We start from the raw sequence: 18,889 nt of genomic DNA on the forward strand, positions 1-18,889 counted from the left end.
TCGTATTTAATGTACAAATTCAATCGGATTCATACTGTCAGGAAGCCCCATTAGTCGCAGCCCCGCACCAATTCCACCTATTATCGTATATAAGAACCATGTTTGCGAAGGTTTCTTTGATCCTCTCGCTATTGCTATAAACTGTATTGTATGAGAAAGCTCATGCACACTTAGCCCACTTCCAAAGTTATAAGTTGTGGAGCTACCAATCGTAAGTCCACTCCCCTCTCCCATGAAAGGATCCCAAGACTCAACATAGCCTTGTAACCCATCACCACCTAATCCTGCTACTCCCCCTTTTGCAAATATTGCAGACAAAGTAAGAAAGCTCAAAGATATACGAAAATAACTATGAAAAGCATCCCCAAAGTCACCGCCGGCTAAAGAGCTAGCTCCTGCAGCCAAAGCTGAACCAATAGCAGTAGATCCAATCGCATATAAGACATCTAAAACACCTACCATAGCACCTCCGGTAGCGTATAAAATTGTCCCCGCCACAAATGCTGCAACAAGGTCACCTGTCCAACCACCGCTTCCAGAAAAGAAGCTTTTCATCTCCTTACCAAAATCACCTAAAAATGATTCACCAGTCGGATCAGTTAATCCCAATGGATTATTTGCGACATATACATACTTATTATTTAATGTACTAGGTAGAAGCAAGTTTCCATTATTTGGATCTATCTGCAGAAAGCGACCGCTCTCGGGACTATAGGCCCTAGAGCGAAAATGAAATAGACTTGATTCCTCATCATATTCTCTGCCTGTAAATGTAAAGAAATTATTAATCAGAGAATTATTTGAAGAAAGAGTCTCACCGAAGACGGAGTACTTATAGGTTTCTTTAATATTACCAGATCCATCAACTATGTTAACAATCGAGTTTAAGTGATCTTTTAAATAAAAGTAACTATTATTGTCTGCACTTCCAACTGAATCATTATTTTTTACATCATAAGAAAGTACATCATCGATTACTGTATTTGAATGTGTAACTTTTTGAAGTAAATTATTTGATCCGTTGTATATGTGAACAATCTGTTGCCCATCATATGCAAATCGTAATATCTTAGATGTATTATTTCTATAATTACTAACTACTTTCTCGACTCTCCGTCCTAAAGAATCAAAGGTATAGAATGACTCAATCTCTTTTTGCGTTCCTTCTTTGAAGAATTGATACCCAATCAATTGATTCTCAGAATTATAAATATACTGATGAGTATCGTTATTCTGTTTATCGATTTTACTCGAAAGGTTACCAGCATCATCAAAATAATATAAATATTTCCAATCTTCGGTGAGGCGTTGCCCTGTTTGATCATAAGAGTAAGAGCCATTATCATCGGCAATTCTATTTCCTAAATTATCGTACTCAAAGTTTTCTAGAGGAACTCCACCACTAGAGACACCCACGAGTTGATTATTGTTGCCATAGCTGTAGTCTTCGACTGAAGAAGGTGTTCTTTTTTGAGTAATATTTCCGATTCCATCAACTTGATAATAAAAGCTATTTATTATTCCTTGATTATTTTCATGAATAATTGATTGAACAGCATTATTATCAAAGTATGTATATGACGATGTACTTCCGGGCCTTGTAATTTTCGACAGTCTATTTTTAGAATCGAAGTCAAAATCAAAGACCTCTCCTTTATGATTAACTAAACGTCGAAGCCTATTTATCGAATCATATTCGTAAGTATTTATCTCATCTCCATCTCTGAACTCAACACGATTTCCACGAGAGTCATAAGAGTACTCAAAATCAAGACTTGGAAGATCTGTTCTCTCCCCTACTCCAAACGTTCCAGCAACACTTACCACATCACCACTTTCTAAATGTTCGTACTCAAAATTTACTTGAGTCACATTATTACGGGCCATTGTTAGATTTCCACGGCTATCGTATGCATATTCATATAGATTATCAGGAAGAATTTTTTTAATTAGCTCATTTGCACTATTATACTGATATTGCTTAATGACTCCATTCGGTAGAACTTCTTTTGTGACGTTATTATTTAAGTCATATTCAAGAGATGTAACTCGACCTAAGGGATCAATTTTTTCCACTAGTCGATCTAAATTATCATAAGTAAAACTTGTAACTTTTCCATTAGGATCTAGAATATTAGCAAGTTGACCTGTTGCTGAATATGTATATGATGTTTTTTGTCCATTACCATCAGTAACAGATAGTGACCTATTAAATTCGTCATATTCTCTTAAAACATTTTGCCCTTTAGCATTTGTAATAGAAATAATATTACCGGAGGCATCTCTTACAAAGTCAGTAACGTTGCCAAGCTCATCCGAACTAGCTAGAACATTTCCGACATCACTATAAAGATATTCAACAAAAGTTCCATCCGGATTTGTCTTCTTACTAACCAATCCCATAGAGTTGTATTCATATGAAACACTTTGGCCGATTTGATTTATTTTAGAAACGAGTTGTCCAATTTCATTATATAAATTTTCTTCTACGACATCTCCATTTTCTGTTTTTAGAAGAAGTTGACCAAAGTCGTTATAAGTATATTTTACTCGTACACCTGTAGCTGTATCATACTTCTCAATTAAATCACTAGAGAAGCCAGCATATACAAAGGAAACTTCTGATCCATCTGGACGTTTAACAAAGACTGGACGCCCTATAGAATCTCTTTCGATTTCAGTGGTTTGCCCTTTTACATCTGTAATAGTGTTTACAAATCCAGTGAAGTCCTTTTTCATTGTAACTTCATTACCTTTCGCATCAACTAAGTAGTCTGCGATTGCAGGATCATCAAAGTCTTTTAATTCTGTCTCTTCACTTCCATTACCAACAGTATTTGATGTACCGACCTCTACAGAAGTTTGTGCACCATTAGCACTTTCACTGCTGACAAGCTGATCGTATTCATCAAAAAAGTAACTAGTGGCAATATTGTTCTTATTAAAGCTTTGAATAACTTTTCCAGCTTCATCGTACACAAACTTTTCTTTTGTTTGATCAGGATATATTATTTCTGTGAGCTTTGAGTCCTCATATACAAATTGAGTTTCTCTTTGTGCTTTATCCACAACCCTGTCCAGAAGGCCGTCGTAGTAATAGAAGTCATAAAGCTTGATATCATCTTTAATAACCTCAGTTAATAGCTCATCTTGATATTTATATTCTAGAGTTGTCCCGATTAAGCTTTGTGATAAGTATTCTCGACCTTTGTTATCAAAGAACGTGTGAGTTCCATCACGCATAGTTAGTTTGATTTCCCCATTATCCAATCTCTCAAGAGTTGTTCCATCATTATCTTTTGTAAAGAAAGCTAGGTTGTTTACACCAGTATTTAGAATTACACGTCTAATACTTCTGTGTCCTTTATCAAAAATAAGAAGATTATTATTTTCATCTAGTGCGACTCTTTCGGGAGAGCATAGAGATGCAGATGTAGCAGGGACATTTTCTTTAATTGTAGCACGACATTCACCATCTCCTGCAACAACATAACTGTCTAAAGTTGTTAAATTAATCGCAAGAACACGATTATTTCCAGAATCAGCAACATATAATACATTTTTACTATGATCAATTGTCATCCCTTTAGGGAATGTAAGTGCCATTTCTAGAGCATGCCCACTTAATGCAATTTTCCCACCATCTAAAGTATTAAGACCTGCAATTTTTGTAATATATCCAGCCGAGTCAATTTTACGGATATATCCATTTTCTGTAGAGATATAAACATTTCCTTGTTTATCGGCAACTATGCCATTCGGGTGATAAATACTTGCAGCAGTAGCAAGTCCACCATCTCCATTATCAAGTGTTTGTCTATTTCCAGCGAATATTTCGACAGTATTTGTCTCCATATTTACAGAACGAATTACATTGTTCCCTGAATCAACAATTAAAAGACTATTAAAAGGCGTTGATGTAAAATCTGTAATATTGTTAAACTTAGAAGAAAGTCTATCACCTGCGACATATCCAGAATAAATTCTTTGACCAGTACTTGCAGTAGGCGTACCACATGAAACACCGTTGTATTTATTTAAATAGACATCATTTGAACATTCGAAACCAGTTGTTGCACAGGTGGTGTTCTTATATGAATTTGAAGATGATCTACCACTACTTACTCCAGCCATATTTGCAACATTTCCAACAATGACTTCTTTAGAAGAGTCATCTATGACAAATAAAGCACCATTAACATCTGAACCAACAAGCTTTCCTTCATCATTTTTGAAAATCTTAGAAAATACGTGACTTTGCTTATAATCGACTCTTCTATTGTGACATCTATAACGATTACAACGTTTTGAATTTAAGAACCCACAACCATATGTACCTTCATGACGAACATAGTTATAGCCCATATAACCTTCAAAACTTGGAGTTTGTGTTGTGCCTAGAAATTCTCCAGTATTAGAACTTAGCTCAATAACTTCTCCATTAGTCTTTGAAAGAAAGGCTGACGTGCCATCAAAACTTGCGCTAAATATATCTTCTTCTGATGTATATACATTCTGAATAAGGTTATTAGCATAATATGTTTTTACGTCACCACTTGGCCCTTCTAAAGCTAAGACAGCTGATTTCGGATCTAGGATTTGACTATTAATACCTAATTTCCATCCCTTCCCAAACTCAGATTTAGACTTATTTTGAACGATGACATTTCCAGAATATGCATAAGGATAAAGCTCTTCCATTACGCTTGACTCTGGGTCTGACAATTTATTCTTTATTGTACCTGAAAGAAGATATAAAGCATTACTAGTTGGCCTTAAATAATACGTCCCAAGAGTCATTGTTTTTAATTGAATCTCATATTCTGATAAATATGGATGATAACCAGAAGCTTGATCTTTTAAATCTAAAGCATAAGAAACTACAGATTTATTAGGAACTCCTGTAAATGGGTATTTTTCACTTGTATAATCACCAACTGAAGCCCATGCCCAAAGGTTCTCAGGTTCAACCCATTGCTTCCCTTCAAAAGAAACCTCGTAACCATGTCCTTCAATTCGAGATTTTCCAAGACTCGTTCTTTCTATTTTTCTCTCTTGTTTATCAACATTGATAATATTTGAAACAACTAATTTAGGATTTGCCCATGCACTATTGTAAACAAAACTAGGTGCAAAATCTTTTCCAGCAATTTTCATTGAAGGTATTGTTGCAGATAAAGAAAGACCATTTTTGCCAACAGTTGCACCATTAATTGCATCATCTGAAAAGCTACTTAATTTAGGAGCAATAGGAGCCACAAATACTTCTGAAAAATGTGTAATCCCACCATTTTCAACTGATTCAACAGTTTGTCCATCTTCAGAAACTTGAGATAATCCGTCAACTTCCCAAATTCCTGTATCACTATTTTTAGAATATACAATTAACTGAGTCTTTGGTGGAAATTCATTGTCATTTGGTAATACAAGACTTGCAGGCTCTCTAAATTTAAGCCCCGAAGGTTCTAGCGCATAAACAAACTCAGGCTTCACGTATTCAGGAGGTGTAACATTTAAATGTTCAGACGAGAGCTTACTAACACTGATTGTCCCCGTTTCTGTTCCATCAGGGAAAACAGTATTACCTGCGGACACACTTAAAGCAAAACCTTCGACGTTAGGATTTGTTACTGTTGTAGAAGTTGTTTCATCTACAATCGTTTCATTACCATCAATTACAAGAGGTACTAAAGTAATAGGTTTACTTAATACGTTTAACTGATTACTACCTAAAGAGAATGCCACACTTGTTTTTTGATAACGTTCTTCGTATGTCTGTTCTTCATCTACAACATTTATACCTGATGCATCAAAAGAAACCTTTTGATCCCCAGTTGCCGGATCAGAGATAGAAAAAATACCTGAAGCATCAGTAATAGCACTCTGGTTAGAGTTAATAATTGTAACAGTTACACCGGCCATTGCTTCACCGTGAATGTTCTGAACTTTACCAGAAAAAGTAGTATCAATATTATATCTTAATGTTACATACTCTGTACGGTCATATACACTATCTACACCCTTAAGTGTAACTTCAGACGCGATTGGAAGTTCTATTTCAAATCGCCCTCGTTCATCTGAGTTAATAGAATTAAACCCAAAGAAACCAGTAGAAATTTTAAGACCTGGCTGAGAAGCCCACTCTGCACCTGTGACTACAATTGTGTATGGATCATTCTCCTTAGGCTTTATAGAGATTAGTTCAGCTCTTAGAACTTCTAATACAATAACAGCATCTACTTCAACGACTGTTTCATTTAGCGCATAGTCAACAGCCTTAATTTTAAGGTGAAAATCCCCTTCTCTTTCGGCTGTAAAAACATGATTAATATTCAAGCGATTTGATGAAATATCAATTTCTTCATCATTTAAAAATACCTGATAAAGATTTTCGCTACTTTTAAATTTAACTGGAAATGTAATTAAATCAATAATAGAGTCTTGAATTGGAGAAATATCACTCAACGTTGGCGCAATTGTATCTAATTCAATCGCAGGATAAGATGCCTCGTTAATATTTCCAGCACGGTCAACGACACGAACAACAATGTTATTCATTCCTTCGGATAAAGACACAAAATTACTAAAGACACTGTCTTCTACAGAATTGACTAGTTGGTTATTATTAAAAACTTCAATTTGTGTCGGAGACTTATCTGTCACAATAACGTCTGATTGAAATAATGCTTCGTTAGTAATTATCCTTTCAACATTATTTAGAGCAATTTCTGGAATTACAGTATCCCAAAAGAAAGTATATTCTAATGTATCAGTAGCATTACCAGCATGATCAAATGCAGTAGCTTTAAATAGGTATTCACCATCTGCTAACGAGTTAAAGTCGATATTAATATCTAATACTCTGTCTTCGCCTACATTTTGATTAATACTTGGTAGAGCAAGCTCTGTTAAAGTCCCGTCTACAACCTTAAACAGCTCAAACTTGGACTTTGTAGTATCAAGATCACCAAAATCATCACCGGCCTGTAAATTTATAGAAAAGTCTGAATTAAAGTAATTATTCTGTCCTTCATATGAAATATGAGACCATTTTGGAGCAATTAAATCCTCAGCTACAGGAATTGTATAATCTAGAGACCCGTATACAAATTCTTTTTCAGATTTTTTACCTTTTCCTTTAAAATCAAGATTGAGTTTTTTAAGAAGATCAAGTCTTAAGCTATTGGCCTCAGAAATACTTAAAGATGATATTTCTCTGTTGATTTCCAACTCATTTCCAAAAGGTACTTCAATATATCCCGTATTAGAGATTTCAACACTTTTATGAAATAGAGACAATGCATACTGATTTAGCCCATCATCTTCAAATGACTTATCATGCTTATCATTTTTCTCATCAATTTCAGGAAACCAAAAGCTTTTCTCTGATAGGTTCTTAGATTTCGCTTCAACATTTACACTTCTACCTTCAATTGGTGATCCTAGTGGTACTCTTAGAGACATTTTATGTCCTGAGTAAAAACTAGAATAATAGAATGGAAAAGATATTTGATTATCGACTTGAAGTGGTACTTTTATCTGAGCTAAAACAGAAGTATCCTCTTCAACTAAACTATCAATATTTTTAGATACTCTTTCTAGCCTAGATTTAAGCTGCTCTAACCACTCAACTAAACGGTCTGTTAATACGCGCCCTTCTAGTTTTGCTATTCTTTTTTCCACTAAAAGAATTCTCTTATTTAGCTTGGCTTGGAGTTTTTCATACTTCTTTATTCTTTTATCTTCTTTAGCAACTAAGATATGAAGAGTATTTTCTGTACCAGTGCTAAGCTCTGGCGTAGAAAAACTCCATTTATATTCATGGCCATGCTTCGTCACCTGAAGCTGGTTAGTCACTTCTGTCATTGCATCTGGAAAATAAGCTCTTATAGAAACATTACCATCTAACGTTGCTCTACACTTTTGTTTATTATGAATAGAAGAATATTTCGAAACACAAATTGAACCTGATAGTTCAGTTGTTGAGCCTGAATCATGCTTAACATCATTAGGTGCTGGTGTATCGTACTTAATAACAACACCCTTTCTATTATACTTTGATCCAACAAATGCCAAAGAACTTAGTGAGATTGAAAATAATAAAATAAGCTTAGTGAATAAGTTTCTATTCATGATCATACGTCCTGCTATTATTTTAATTAATTAGTTGCTGAAGAGTTTGAATTAGCTAAAGCTAGTAGTTCTTGATAGTCTTCATCCGAAATTGCCCCATCAGCTTTCAAGTTATCTAATTCTGATTTAGATAAGATATATGGGGTTTCTTTTAAAGCTTCTTTAAATTGAGCGATTTCTTCTGACTTTGACTGTGAGAATGATTTATTACTACTAGAGACCTTTGGGCCATCTCCTGTTCCAGAGTTACAGCTAAAAAGTAAAAAAGAACAAAAAACTAAAACTATGAATGAATTCTTCATTTATCCCTCATCAAATATTTATATTTAATTGAGTATCGGGCACAACAAATTCTTCTGAAAAAGAAAGTTTATTTTTCTTTAAAATAGGCAATAAATTCGATAACTTACATTGCAAAACTCAAGAAATCGCACGACTTGCACACACAAAGGCTATTCTAACAACGGCTTTCCGAAGTTGTTTCTAAAGATACTCTTAAGAAAAAGAGCTTTTTATCAAAATGGAATTTAAAAACATTGGATAAAAACACAAAATATTGGCAATTTTCTCAAAATGAAACGCACCTAATCAAAGGCACGCTCCGTTGTAGCATAGCTAACTTTTAACAACCTTTTAACAAGGAGGTAAGTTATCTAAGTTGTTCGAGCTATAGTTATCTGGGGCAGTCGTTAAATACTCACTCCCCCCGTTTGACTTAACTAGAACATCTACCTTGTTCCCACCTACTTTAACAAAATAAGCATAACTTCCAGACTTAATGTCTGAAATTACCTCTGATGCTTTCCTCGGGGACCAGTAATTACCAGCATTACATACACCGGTAATGTTGTCGCGAGTGTCCTTTTGGACTCGTTTGATTTCTCTACTTAGCATAATAACTCCTTTAAAAAATCTAAAACATTAGTAAAGTCAACCTTTTACATTTAGTAGACATTTATATCAATTTTATTTTCTAATATTGAAAAAAATATAGACGATAAGTTATTTAGAAAACTTTGAGTGGTAATTTATGAGCTATAAAAACTTTAATGAATTGTTATTTTGCAAGAATCTTAAAAAATTAAGAAAGTCATCTGGCTATACACAGGCACAGGTGGAAGCGAAGCTAGACTTAAGGCCAATGGCAATCTTCGATTTTGAAAGAGGAAGAATAAAACTTAATATTGAAACAGCAATACAGCTAGCAAATCTATATGACTGTTCACTAGAAGAAATATACTCAATTGAAAAAGAAAAAAACAATACAGAAACAAAGGAAACATCAGATTTACGTTTCCTGCCAGTACTTCAAACAGGAATTTCAAATAAGAACTACTACATAATACATCATCACCTCATAACTGATCCAATAATCATGGCCGATCTTGGCCTTAATGAAGTCCCTCTTAGAAAATCACCATTTGATAGGATTACAGATAAGCTAACAGAGAACCAAAAAAGAAAAGTAACAATTGAAGTACTAAAATATATGAGTTCTTTAATAAATATAGACAATAAAATAACGACTGAAGAGAAGATTATATTTAATGAATTAATGAGTTCTCTTAGTTTTCCTCTTACAGAACAAGAAAAATCATCAATAAACAGAGCGAATAAGAAAGTTTACCTAGGAAAGACATCTCCAAAGTATTTCAAAACTGATGCAATAAAGCGATTCTTAGTATGGCTTCTAATAATCACTGCAAAATCTGATAATGACTTCGCAGAAGAAGAGGAAAGCTATATAAAAAGGATAGTTCAGCATATAGGTCTAAGGCTTGAAGACTTCCACTATATTAAAAAGAAAGTTATAAGTATTTAACAAAAAGCAGTAACTTTAACATATACCTTCTTTAACTTTTTAGAATATTTTTTAGTCTAGATTCACTCTCACAAACGAGTAATTCAATCTCTGATTCAGTTAAAGGCTTTCTATTACCAAATCTTTTTTTATTAATATAATAATCTATTACTGTATCGATATTCTTTTCATTCTCTAAATATTTAAAATCAAAATTCCTTATACTTAATGAAACTCTATTATTCTCAACTTTTATCAATGATGGCTTTAGAATATCAAACAATTCTTTTATAGAGTGCTCGAAGGTACAGATATAACAGTATTTTGCAACTGTAGGAAGTGATGAGCCAAAAAAGTCTTCAATCATTCGAATAAAATATAAATCTCTAGATGTAGCTTTTAAATTACTGGAACATTTCATGAAAGAAGAATTCAACTCTATTTTAAAAAAAGAATTAAACTTATTAAAAAAATAATGTATCGCTAAAATCTCCTCAACACCCATTTTATTTCTTATTTTTTCATCTATAAAGTTTAAAAACTCCTCCATCTTTTTAGGTACACTTTTTTTACTAGTTTTATGGATCAAAAACATTTCAATTAAACAAATATAACTTATCTTCATTGCAAGCCCCATGGACTTAGCTGTAGGCCAGCTATTTAACTTTTGTTTAAGAATTGATAAGGAAATTTCTTCTACAGAGTTTGAATTGTATTTTTCACAATAAAACCTAAAAGTCTCATCACAAATAGTAACACTTCCAGACTCTAAAAACTGATCATTATTGAGCATTAAAACCCTATTAATGTTTATTAATGAGTCTAAAGAGCTCTTAATAAAGTCATTAGGTCCATTATTTAATAATGACTCCAATAGGTAAAAGTTATAGTTAAAGTCCCATTTTGACTTTGCAGTGAATGTTAATAGATCATGAACGAGTAAGGATCTATCATCATGCTCTTTTGAATAATTTATATTATTAAAATATAGATCTAAATTACCGACTATATTTGAATCAAGTAATAACACTGGAGTATTATTTATTTCTTTAATCGGTTTATTATTAACTGGACTTCCCCACGAATAGTGGACACTTAGTTTAAGCGCTTAGCGCTGATAATTCATACTCCAATGGACTTTTGTTATCAAGTGAAGAATGAATTCTTTTTCTATTATACCAACTTTCTATATACTCAAATATTTCAAACTTCAAATGCTTTTCACTTAAGAAATTTTGATTCCACAATAATTCACTCTTGATCGTCTTAAAAAATGTTTCTACAAATGCATTATCATAACAATTTCCTCTTCTGCTCATACTACCTCTAATTTTATATTTTTTAAGAGTATCTCTAAATCCTATGCTCTTATATTGAGCTCCTTGGTCAGAATGAAAGACTGATGCTACTTCTCGTTCTCGCTTACAGGCGTTCTCTAGGGCCTTAATTACACCGATAGAGCTTAGCGTTTCATCAATTGACCATCCAACTATCTTTCTTCTCTTCAGGTCCATCACTACAGACAAATAAAGAAACTTATTATCCACTGGGATATATGTAATATCTCCCGCCCACACTTCATTTCGTTTAAACTCTTTATTTTCTTCAATCTTAAAGATACGCTCGTGAGCTTCATTTGAAACTCTCTCATCAAGTGAGACAGCTTTAAAACTCTTCTTTTTTCTCGCTGCAAGACCTTCCTCATTCATAAGCTTTGCGATTGTATTCTCAGAAATACTGATCCCCTTACTCTTCAAGTAAATATGTATTCGAGGAGAGCCGTACCTGCCCTTAAACTTCTTAAATGTATTCTTAACTAAGCCTCTGTACTCGCTCAAGGTGATATTCCGCCTTGAGGCAGTCCTCCTCAGCCAAGCATAGTAGCCACTACGACTTACTGAGAAGTGATCACAAAGAAAAGTAAGGCTTATCTCACTTGATAGCGCCTGAATTACTTGAAAGGTGGAAATTCGTCCTGAGAAAAGATCGCTGTGCTTTTTTTTAGAACATCATTAATCTTTTTCAAGTATTGAATTTCTTTTTGAAGTCTTTTATTTTCTTTTAAGAGGTCTGTTTCTGTTTTTCTTGAAGACGATGTTGAAGAGAGTATTTTCTTTTGCCAATTTCTGATCGACATCTCAGAAACACCTAGCTCCTGGGCGGCCTTAATAATTCCAAGCTCTTTTGATAATTCGACAGCATTCTGCTTGAATTCATCAGTGTAGCTGTTCTTTTTCTTAGTCATATCCCTCTCCTAGTGGTGATTATACCACATGTTGAAAGTGTCTACTTTTGGTGGGGAAGTCCAAACAACATACTCGTAATCAAATATATAAGGTTGAAAATTTTCCATCATAGAATCAATATATAGTTTTTTCTTCCCTCTTTGGAAGTATTTATCAACATTAAAAGAACTAGGAAGTTTCTTATATTTTGTATTGAAGTCTACAAAAAAAGTGTCCTTACGTTTAAATTTTGAAAAATAGGATTTTATGAATTCATCTGGTTCTACTCTCATATAATATAAATTTAACATAAAAATAAGTTTCAATCCAAAGTATATTTAACTTTAGAATACAGTATTCAAAAATCTAAAGATTAACCAAATTAAGTAAACAGCCTTCCATATTATCTAAAGTACATTAAGTATTTAGATAATATGGAAGCTAATAAATTTAATAATAAAGTCGCAAGCGACTTAAGAGTATTCATCAAATCTCCCTTTAGTCGCTAAAAACTTTCCAAAATCGCATTAATAGTCTTTAGCTTTTCTTTATCAAGCCTCTTCAAAATTTCAACACAATCAGCGTACGTATTCTCAGGCAGAGGAACACTCTTATTTACTAAAGCAATAAATTCTTCATAGCTGTAACCAAGCCCATTTAATACCTTTAGTATTAAAGTAGGATTAAGGTCACAACGGCCATTTTCAGTATGGTTTAATTTAGTATCAGAAATACCAATGACTTTTGCAGCTTTCCTAATAGATAATTTCCGAGACTCTCTTAAGTATTTTAAGACACTGGCCTCTTTGGTTATGATCTTGTGATCACTTCTTCTTACTTTCTTCTTTGTTGTTTTCATAAAACATCTCCATAAAAAATTAACGAAGATGCCCTTTGTTTGTTACACGTGTAGTCCTTGTTATAATAGAGACTTATCCTTATTTTTAAGGGTACCTCCTACACGTGTAGTCCAAATAGAGACGACTAAATTTTTGAACTAAGCCAAAACTAAGCCAACGAGAGTAATGTCGAGACATTTCCAGTAACATTGGCAGTGGGCGACTTGAACTAACCTACTGAAAGTTAATTGAAATGATTTAAAATTCTTATGAATTAAATGTGGTGATTCCACCAAAACCCTTGCGAATTTTGGTAAGGGTGATTTCTAGATTGCAAAGTTGGTTCACCTGACCTCCCATACTGGTCGGTCGGCGTTGTTCAGCGTCATTTTGCCATCGTGGCAAATGCCGCTTCCAAAAAAAAGCCGGATCAGGGATCCGGCTTCTTAAAGAGAGACATTTTGACGGAGTGAAAAAATCCTTTCTTCTGCTCCAACACACACACGTTTATATATAAGCAAGGCCCGTGCCAACTTTTGCAAACCATTGACGCATCGAAAAGGTGCTGATTTTATATAAAGAAGAAAATAGACGGTGTCATATTCATGACTGACACATATAGTCTTTGTGTTGTTAAATTGACTTCACTGACTTTAAAAAGCGAGAAAGTTTCATCATGCCAATGTCGCAAGCTTCTGTTTCATCCTCTGCGTTAAAAACTTGATCTACATGTTTGAAAATTTTTTTCGTCTCTTTATAGACGATTGCAATATCTGCGTTGAATCCACGAGATGTTTTATTAACTTCAATCTGACCAATGAGATTGTCATTATTTTGTAAAGTTACATAAAAATCTTTCGGATAATCATTTTGTTTCATATACTTGATTTATCTAATTCAAAGGAGAAAGACAATGAAATTTATTATTGCTGGGCTCCTCTTTTCTAGTATGACATTTGCAAATTGTTACGAAGTAAGTAATGCGAATACGAAGATAAAGTGGGAAGCCTACAAGACTGCTAAGAAAGTCGGTGTAAAAGGTGAATTTAAGAAATTCGACATTAAGGCAACTAAGAAACAAGGCAAGATTGAAGAACTTATTCGTGGTGCACGTTTTACTATCGACGTAAATTCTGTACACACAAAAGATAAATCTCGTGATGCTAAGATTGAAAAGTTCTTCTTTCAAGACATGAAGATTTCAGGTGTTGTAAATAAAGTAGATAGCAACTACCTATATGTTGATATGACTTTAGCAGGAAAAACTGTGAAAGTTCCAATGAAGTATGACATTGAAGATGGTGAACTAGAAGCAGAAGGAACAATTGATGTTCTTGACTTTGCTCTAGGAAAAAATCTTTCGGCCATCAATAAAGCATGTCTAGCTCTACACGAAGGTAAAACTTGGAACGTTGTTCAGGTTGAAATCGAATCTAAGTTCTCAAAGTGTAAATAATATACCCGATTGTGGGTAAAGAACGTGAACCCTCACTAACTTTACCCGCATCTTTTTGTGATTAATTCTATTAACTATCATACTCCCTCTAAGTTCAGGGTCGAACCCTATTTAAGTAAGCTTGGAGGCATATTTGAAAAAGATAGCAACACTATTACTTTCATTAGTAATAAACCTTACCTATGCACAGGTAAATGAAATTTCAATTGAAGAAGCTTCTTTTCTTGATTCCCTATCAAAGAATTTTAAATTTCTTTATTTAAACTCAACTTATACTGAGATGAATGCAAAGAATAGAGACGGCTTCACAATGGATCACCTTTTCTACTTCCGTTACAACCTAACAAAGAATCAAAATATTCGTTGGGTTCCTGTATACACGCAATCAATCGGGCAAGAAGGAAAGAAAACTCTTCAAGGTGAGTACGCTTACTCTTCATTAAGATGGTATGTAAACAACATCCTTACAGAAGATAAGCATGGTATTAATTTAAACTTTCAAAATAGAAATTATATTTTTGATGGCGAAGATCGCAACAGTGGTTACGACTCTTATCATAGGGCCTACTTCCTATCATCGAAAACAGTTGCGGATGGAAAGCTAACTCTAGAAGCAAATACTTACTTGCAGGTTTATAACAAGAACGGAAGGAATCCTAATGCAAACACATGGCGTACAATGTTTGGAACTTTTGCTTTTTACAACTTTAATGACAACTGGTCTCTTGGCTTTGGTGGCGAGTGGTATACTGACCACAGAGACGGTGAAAGAAAATCAGGGGACGATCGATTCGTAGCTTGGCTTCCTTACTTAAGATATGCAAAGGGTGATGGCTTTGTTGAACTTTATGCAACTTATACAGCGGCCCAATCTGGTGATAATGATCACGCTCTTATCATCGATGACTTTCATAAACATGGAACTTTAACTCTCGATATCGGTTATTACTTTTTCTAAATCTTAACAGAATCTCAACTTTGCAAGAGCAGAGGATCTTGTTATTTTCTTTGAGAACACAAGAACAATATCCTCTCCACTTAATTACATATGCATAGAGTAATCAGGTTTAGAGAACACACTCGCGGCAAGACCCCTGAATCTTGCCGCGATTCCATTTCAACTTTTCTCTTTTCATTCGATCAATTAATTGTTACTACAAATAAAATTTAGATATATCTGTAGGGGGATATAAAGTTTACTTCACTAGAGCAACCGTTTTCTAGTGTGCCGCTATATAACCTATCCAACTACTTTAAATTATATATTTTTTTTAGAGCTCAGGTACGCGAGCCTGAGCTCTATTTCTCTAAGTATCTGGCGTGGCACTTGTGCCACGTCTTTTCTTTAAAGCAATGCTCAAATCTTAACAGAAACCAAACTTTTCTTTTGAGTCTCTGATTGGTACTTAACCAGCATAAACAAACTTGGAGATTATTATGAAACTTGTTATCGCATTATTTGTTACACTTTCAGCTTTTGCTAATACTTACCAACTTTCAAACACAGTTGCTTCTGAAGCAAACTATGACTACAAAGTTCTAGAAACAATCACACTTACAGATGTTGAGCACCTTAACTCTGACATCTTTGCTAGAACTGTTACTTTTAGAGCAGTACTTAACGGTGAACTAAAGTCTTTCACAGGAAAGATCGTTGAGCGTGAAGTTGTTGGATCAGATTACCTATACAAAGTTCAAGGATCTCTAGACAGAGACGTTGTTGCTAACGGTTACCGTTGTGACGAATTTGAAGCATTTAACTATGTTTTCGATGCAGAGCTTGAAGTTAACTTTGAAGCAAGATACAGAGAAGTAAAAATCACAAAAATTTCATTACTTAGAGAGTACAGCTACGACATCTGTCACGACAGAAAAGAGTCAACTCTAACTCCATACATCCTAAAATAATTCAATACTTCTAAGCGACACTTCGGTGTCGCTATTTTTTGCGATGGACGAAGTCCTAGCAGCGACAACACGCTCCTTCCTATCAACAAAACCAGCGATGGACGAAGTCCTAGCAGCGACAACACGCTCCTTCCTATCAACAAAACCAGCGATGGACGAAGTCCTAGCAGCGACAACACGTCCCTCTCCCATCAACAAAACCAGCGATGGACGAAGTCCTAGCAGCGACAGGCGCAGCCTGAGCCACCGGCGAAGCCGTAAAACAAATTTTGAAATGATATTTAATTCTTTAAGGCTTGCTTCGGATGCTAGCGTAAGACGAGGGAAGGCGTAGTTTGCTACGCCGACCGAAGTCAGGCGCAGCAGACGGAGTGAGACCTAAAGAATTAAAAGAAGCCACCGCCCCATGGGCCGCCCTTCTTGCGAGGCTTTTTCTTTTTCCCACCAAGACCAGGAAGATTAGGCATTCCACCTCCCCCCATTCCAGGCATACCAGGCATCCCCGGCATTCCTCCACCTTTCATCATTTGAGAAAGGCCACCCATCATTTGCTCCATTTGCTTAAATTTAGCAATGAAGTCTCGTACCTGAGCTTCAGTATTTCCTGAACCTTTTGCAATTCGTTTGATGTGAGAGTCTTTCATGATCTTATAATTATCGCGCTCTTTCTTCGTCATCGAGTTGATAATAACGCGCATTCTTTTCATTTCATTTTCAGCAGGAGTTAAGTCCCCTACTTGTTTAAGCATACCACCCATACCAGGGATCATTTTCATAATTGATGCCATCGAACCTAAGTTCTTCATCATATCCATTTGCTTCATGAAGTCGTTAACAGAGAATTTACCTTTCTCTAGACGCTTCATCATTCCCTCGGCATCATCTTTGTCAATTGCAGCTTCTGCTTTTTCAACAAGAGTTAGAACATCTCCCATATCAAGAATTCGTCCCGCAAGACGATCAGGGTGAAAGAGTTCCAGATCTTTCATTTTTTCACCTGTTGAGATGAACTTAATTGGTACGCCTGTTACGTGCTTAATTGAAAGTGCGGCACCACCACGAGCATCTGAATCCATTTTTGAAAGAACAACACCAGTAAGTCCTACGGCCTCGTGAAAGCTCTTAGCAACATTTACGGCCTCTTGACCAGTCATTGCATCTGCAACCATTAGAACTTCAGGATTAAGACCTTCTAGGCTTTGACGAACTTCTTTGATTTGCCCCATTAGTTCTTCATCAACGTGAAGACGTCCGGCCGTATCAATGATAACGATTTCTTTACCGTGCTCTTTTGCGTAGGCCATGGCATCAGCAGCGATATCCTTAGGGTGCTTCCCAAGGTCTGAATCGAACCAATCCATATTCATTGACTTAGCAAGAGTGATTAGCTGGTCCTTAGCAGCAGGTCTGAAAGTATCGGCCGGAACAAGGAGAACGTTCTTCTTTTCTTTCTTTGTTAAGAAAAGTGAAAGCTTACCAGAAAAAGTTGTCTTACCTTGACCGTTTAGACCAACAACAAGAATTGGAGTAATACCACCCTCAACATAGTTAAGTTCAGTATTCTTATCCCCCATTGTTTTTGCAAGTTCATCATGAACGATCTTGATGAATTGCTCTTCAGGGTTAACACCTTTGATAACTTTTTCACCGAGAGCTTCTTCTTTAACGTTGTTAATAAAATTCTTTACAACCTTAAAGTTAACATCAGCTTCTAGGAGCGCAGTCTTTACAAGTTTTAGAGTATCCTCAATATTGCTTTCAGTAATCTTTCCCTTACCCGAGATATTCTTAAACGCTTCTGAAAACTTATCACTTAAATTATCAAACATTCTTGTCGTCCTTATTTTATTTTATTCAAAATTATTTCTAAACATTCACTAGGATGCGAGGCCCAATAGTCAGCACTATGATCACCAAAGCCTTCTTTAGTAATTCCACTTTCCCAAAGTGCGCCAATAGACTCAACACCAAAACCTTTTGCCCCTTGCGTATCCGTGAAACTATCACCAATCATCATAATCTTATTCTTAGGCATATCTTCAAGCATCTCACTAAGTCCCTGCGGATGTGGCTTAGGAGTCGTATCATCAAGACAACGAAGTTCTAAAAAATGCTGAAGTACATTTTGGTCATCTAAGATTCTAAGAGTAGACCTGCGATCACGTGCCGTCCAAACATAGAGTTGGAATTGGTGATCAAGAAGATCTAAGATTAGCTTTCTCATCCCATCAAAGAGCTTGTAGTTATTGCTCTGCTTTGCCGTCACTTCTTTCCAAGTCGTCATAAGCTTGTTTCTCTGTAGCTCAGAGTTGACAGGATCAAGTCCAAATTGATTTGCCGTATAAACAAGGTCTGGCCCATACTTTGAACGGGCCTCATCAATCGAAACTTCACGATTTAAAATAATCGTCATCATCTCGGCCACGGCACAAATAACGGCCTCTTTAGATGAAACTAAAGTTCCGTCGCAATCAAAAACAATATATCCTCTTGGATTCTCAAAAAACATTAGTAATTATTTCCAAAT

Annotated in this window: 14 protein-coding genes; 4 read left to right on the plus strand and 10 right to left on the minus strand. The window is 35.1% G+C overall.

Annotated features, from left to right (window positions below; all coding sequences use genetic code 11):
• Window positions 1-6 precede the first annotated feature (6 nt).
• The 3 genes from M902_RS05620 to M902_RS05630 all read right to left on the minus strand — a co-directional run bounded on the left by M902_RS05620 (window position 7) and on the right by M902_RS05630 (window position 9,027).
• Window positions 7-8,133, minus strand: coding sequence for an RHS repeat-associated core domain-containing protein (locus M902_RS05620; RefSeq protein ID WP_021266687.1), 8,127 nt, complete (start codon window positions 8,131-8,133; stop codon window positions 7-9).
• 26 nt (window positions 8,134-8,159) lie between these two features.
• Window positions 8,160-8,435 (minus strand): hypothetical protein, encoded by a 276-nt coding sequence (locus M902_RS05625; RefSeq protein ID WP_021266776.1) that lies wholly within the window; start codon window positions 8,433-8,435, stop codon window positions 8,160-8,162.
• Between the two features lie 331 nt (window positions 8,436-8,766).
• Window positions 8,767-9,027 carry a DUF3892 domain-containing protein gene (locus M902_RS05630; protein ID WP_040314180.1) on the minus strand — a complete coding sequence of 87 codons (261 nt, stop codon included), beginning with the start codon at window positions 9,025-9,027 and terminating at the stop codon, window positions 8,767-8,769.
• 136 nt (window positions 9,028-9,163) lie between these two features.
• Between M902_RS05630 and M902_RS05635 the strand changes: the two genes are divergently transcribed.
• Entirely contained in the window at window positions 9,164-9,955 is a 792-nt protein-coding gene (locus M902_RS05635; RefSeq protein ID WP_021266579.1) for a helix-turn-helix transcriptional regulator, read from the plus strand.
• A gap of 31 nt (window positions 9,956-9,986) precedes the next feature.
• Here the strand turns inward: M902_RS05635 and M902_RS05640 are convergent, their stop codons facing one another.
• The 5 genes from M902_RS05640 to M902_RS05665 all read right to left on the minus strand — a co-directional run bounded on the left by M902_RS05640 (window position 9,987) and on the right by M902_RS05665 (window position 13,877).
• Entirely contained in the window at window positions 9,987-10,964 is a 978-nt protein-coding gene (locus M902_RS05640; protein ID WP_021266976.1) for a hypothetical protein, read from the minus strand.
• Between the two features lie 70 nt (window positions 10,965-11,034).
• Window positions 11,035-11,904: an IS3 family transposase gene (locus M902_RS05645; RefSeq protein WP_156979729.1), complete on the minus strand. Its 870-nt coding sequence runs from the start codon at window positions 11,902-11,904 to the stop codon at window positions 11,035-11,037.
• Window positions 11,886-12,179: a transposase gene (locus M902_RS05650; protein ID WP_021267047.1), complete on the minus strand. Its 294-nt coding sequence runs from the start codon at window positions 12,177-12,179 to the stop codon at window positions 11,886-11,888. The genes M902_RS05645 and M902_RS05650 overlap by 19 nt, the downstream gene beginning before the upstream one ends.
• A gap of 485 nt (window positions 12,180-12,664) precedes the next feature.
• Window positions 12,665-13,018, minus strand: coding sequence for a helix-turn-helix transcriptional regulator (locus tag M902_RS05660; protein ID WP_021266942.1), 354 nt, complete (start codon window positions 13,016-13,018; stop codon window positions 12,665-12,667).
• Window positions 13,019-13,631: 613 nt separating this feature from the next.
• Window positions 13,632-13,877, minus strand: a complete 246-nt coding sequence (locus tag M902_RS05665; RefSeq protein WP_021266900.1) for a hypothetical protein — start codon at window positions 13,875-13,877, stop codon at window positions 13,632-13,634.
• A 34-nt stretch (window positions 13,878-13,911) separates the two neighbouring features.
• On the opposite strand from M902_RS05665, the gene M902_RS05670 reads away from it, so the two are divergent.
• The 3 genes from M902_RS05670 to M902_RS05680 all read left to right on the plus strand — a co-directional run bounded on the left by M902_RS05670 (window position 13,912) and on the right by M902_RS05680 (window position 16,362).
• Window positions 13,912-14,454: a YceI family protein gene (locus M902_RS05670; RefSeq protein WP_021267069.1), complete on the plus strand. Its 543-nt coding sequence runs from the start codon at window positions 13,912-13,914 to the stop codon at window positions 14,452-14,454.
• 133 nt (window positions 14,455-14,587) lie between these two features.
• Window positions 14,588-15,412 carry a hypothetical protein gene (locus M902_RS05675; protein WP_021267112.1) on the plus strand — a complete coding sequence of 275 codons (825 nt, stop codon included), beginning with the start codon at window positions 14,588-14,590 and terminating at the stop codon, window positions 15,410-15,412.
• 479 nt (window positions 15,413-15,891) lie between these two features.
• Window positions 15,892-16,362, plus strand: coding sequence for a hypothetical protein (locus M902_RS05680; protein WP_021266943.1), 471 nt, complete (start codon window positions 15,892-15,894; stop codon window positions 16,360-16,362).
• Between the two features lie 386 nt (window positions 16,363-16,748).
• Here the strand turns inward: M902_RS05680 and ffh are convergent, their stop codons facing one another.
• Together ffh and M902_RS05695 are read right to left on the minus strand one after the other, a co-directional pair.
• A complete protein-coding gene (gene ffh / locus M902_RS05690) occupies window positions 16,749-18,191 on the minus strand; it encodes a signal recognition particle protein (RefSeq protein WP_021266882.1) in 1,443 nt (480 codons plus the stop codon).
• Between the two features lie 11 nt (window positions 18,192-18,202).
• Window positions 18,203-18,871: an HAD family hydrolase gene (locus M902_RS05695; RefSeq protein WP_021267078.1), complete on the minus strand. Its 669-nt coding sequence runs from the start codon at window positions 18,869-18,871 to the stop codon at window positions 18,203-18,205.
• Window positions 18,872-18,889 lie beyond the last annotated feature (18 nt).

Source organism: Bacteriovorax sp. BAL6_X, assembly GCF_000443995.1.
GTDB lineage: Bacteria > Bdellovibrionota > Bacteriovoracia > Bacteriovoracales > Bacteriovoracaceae > Halobacteriovorax_A.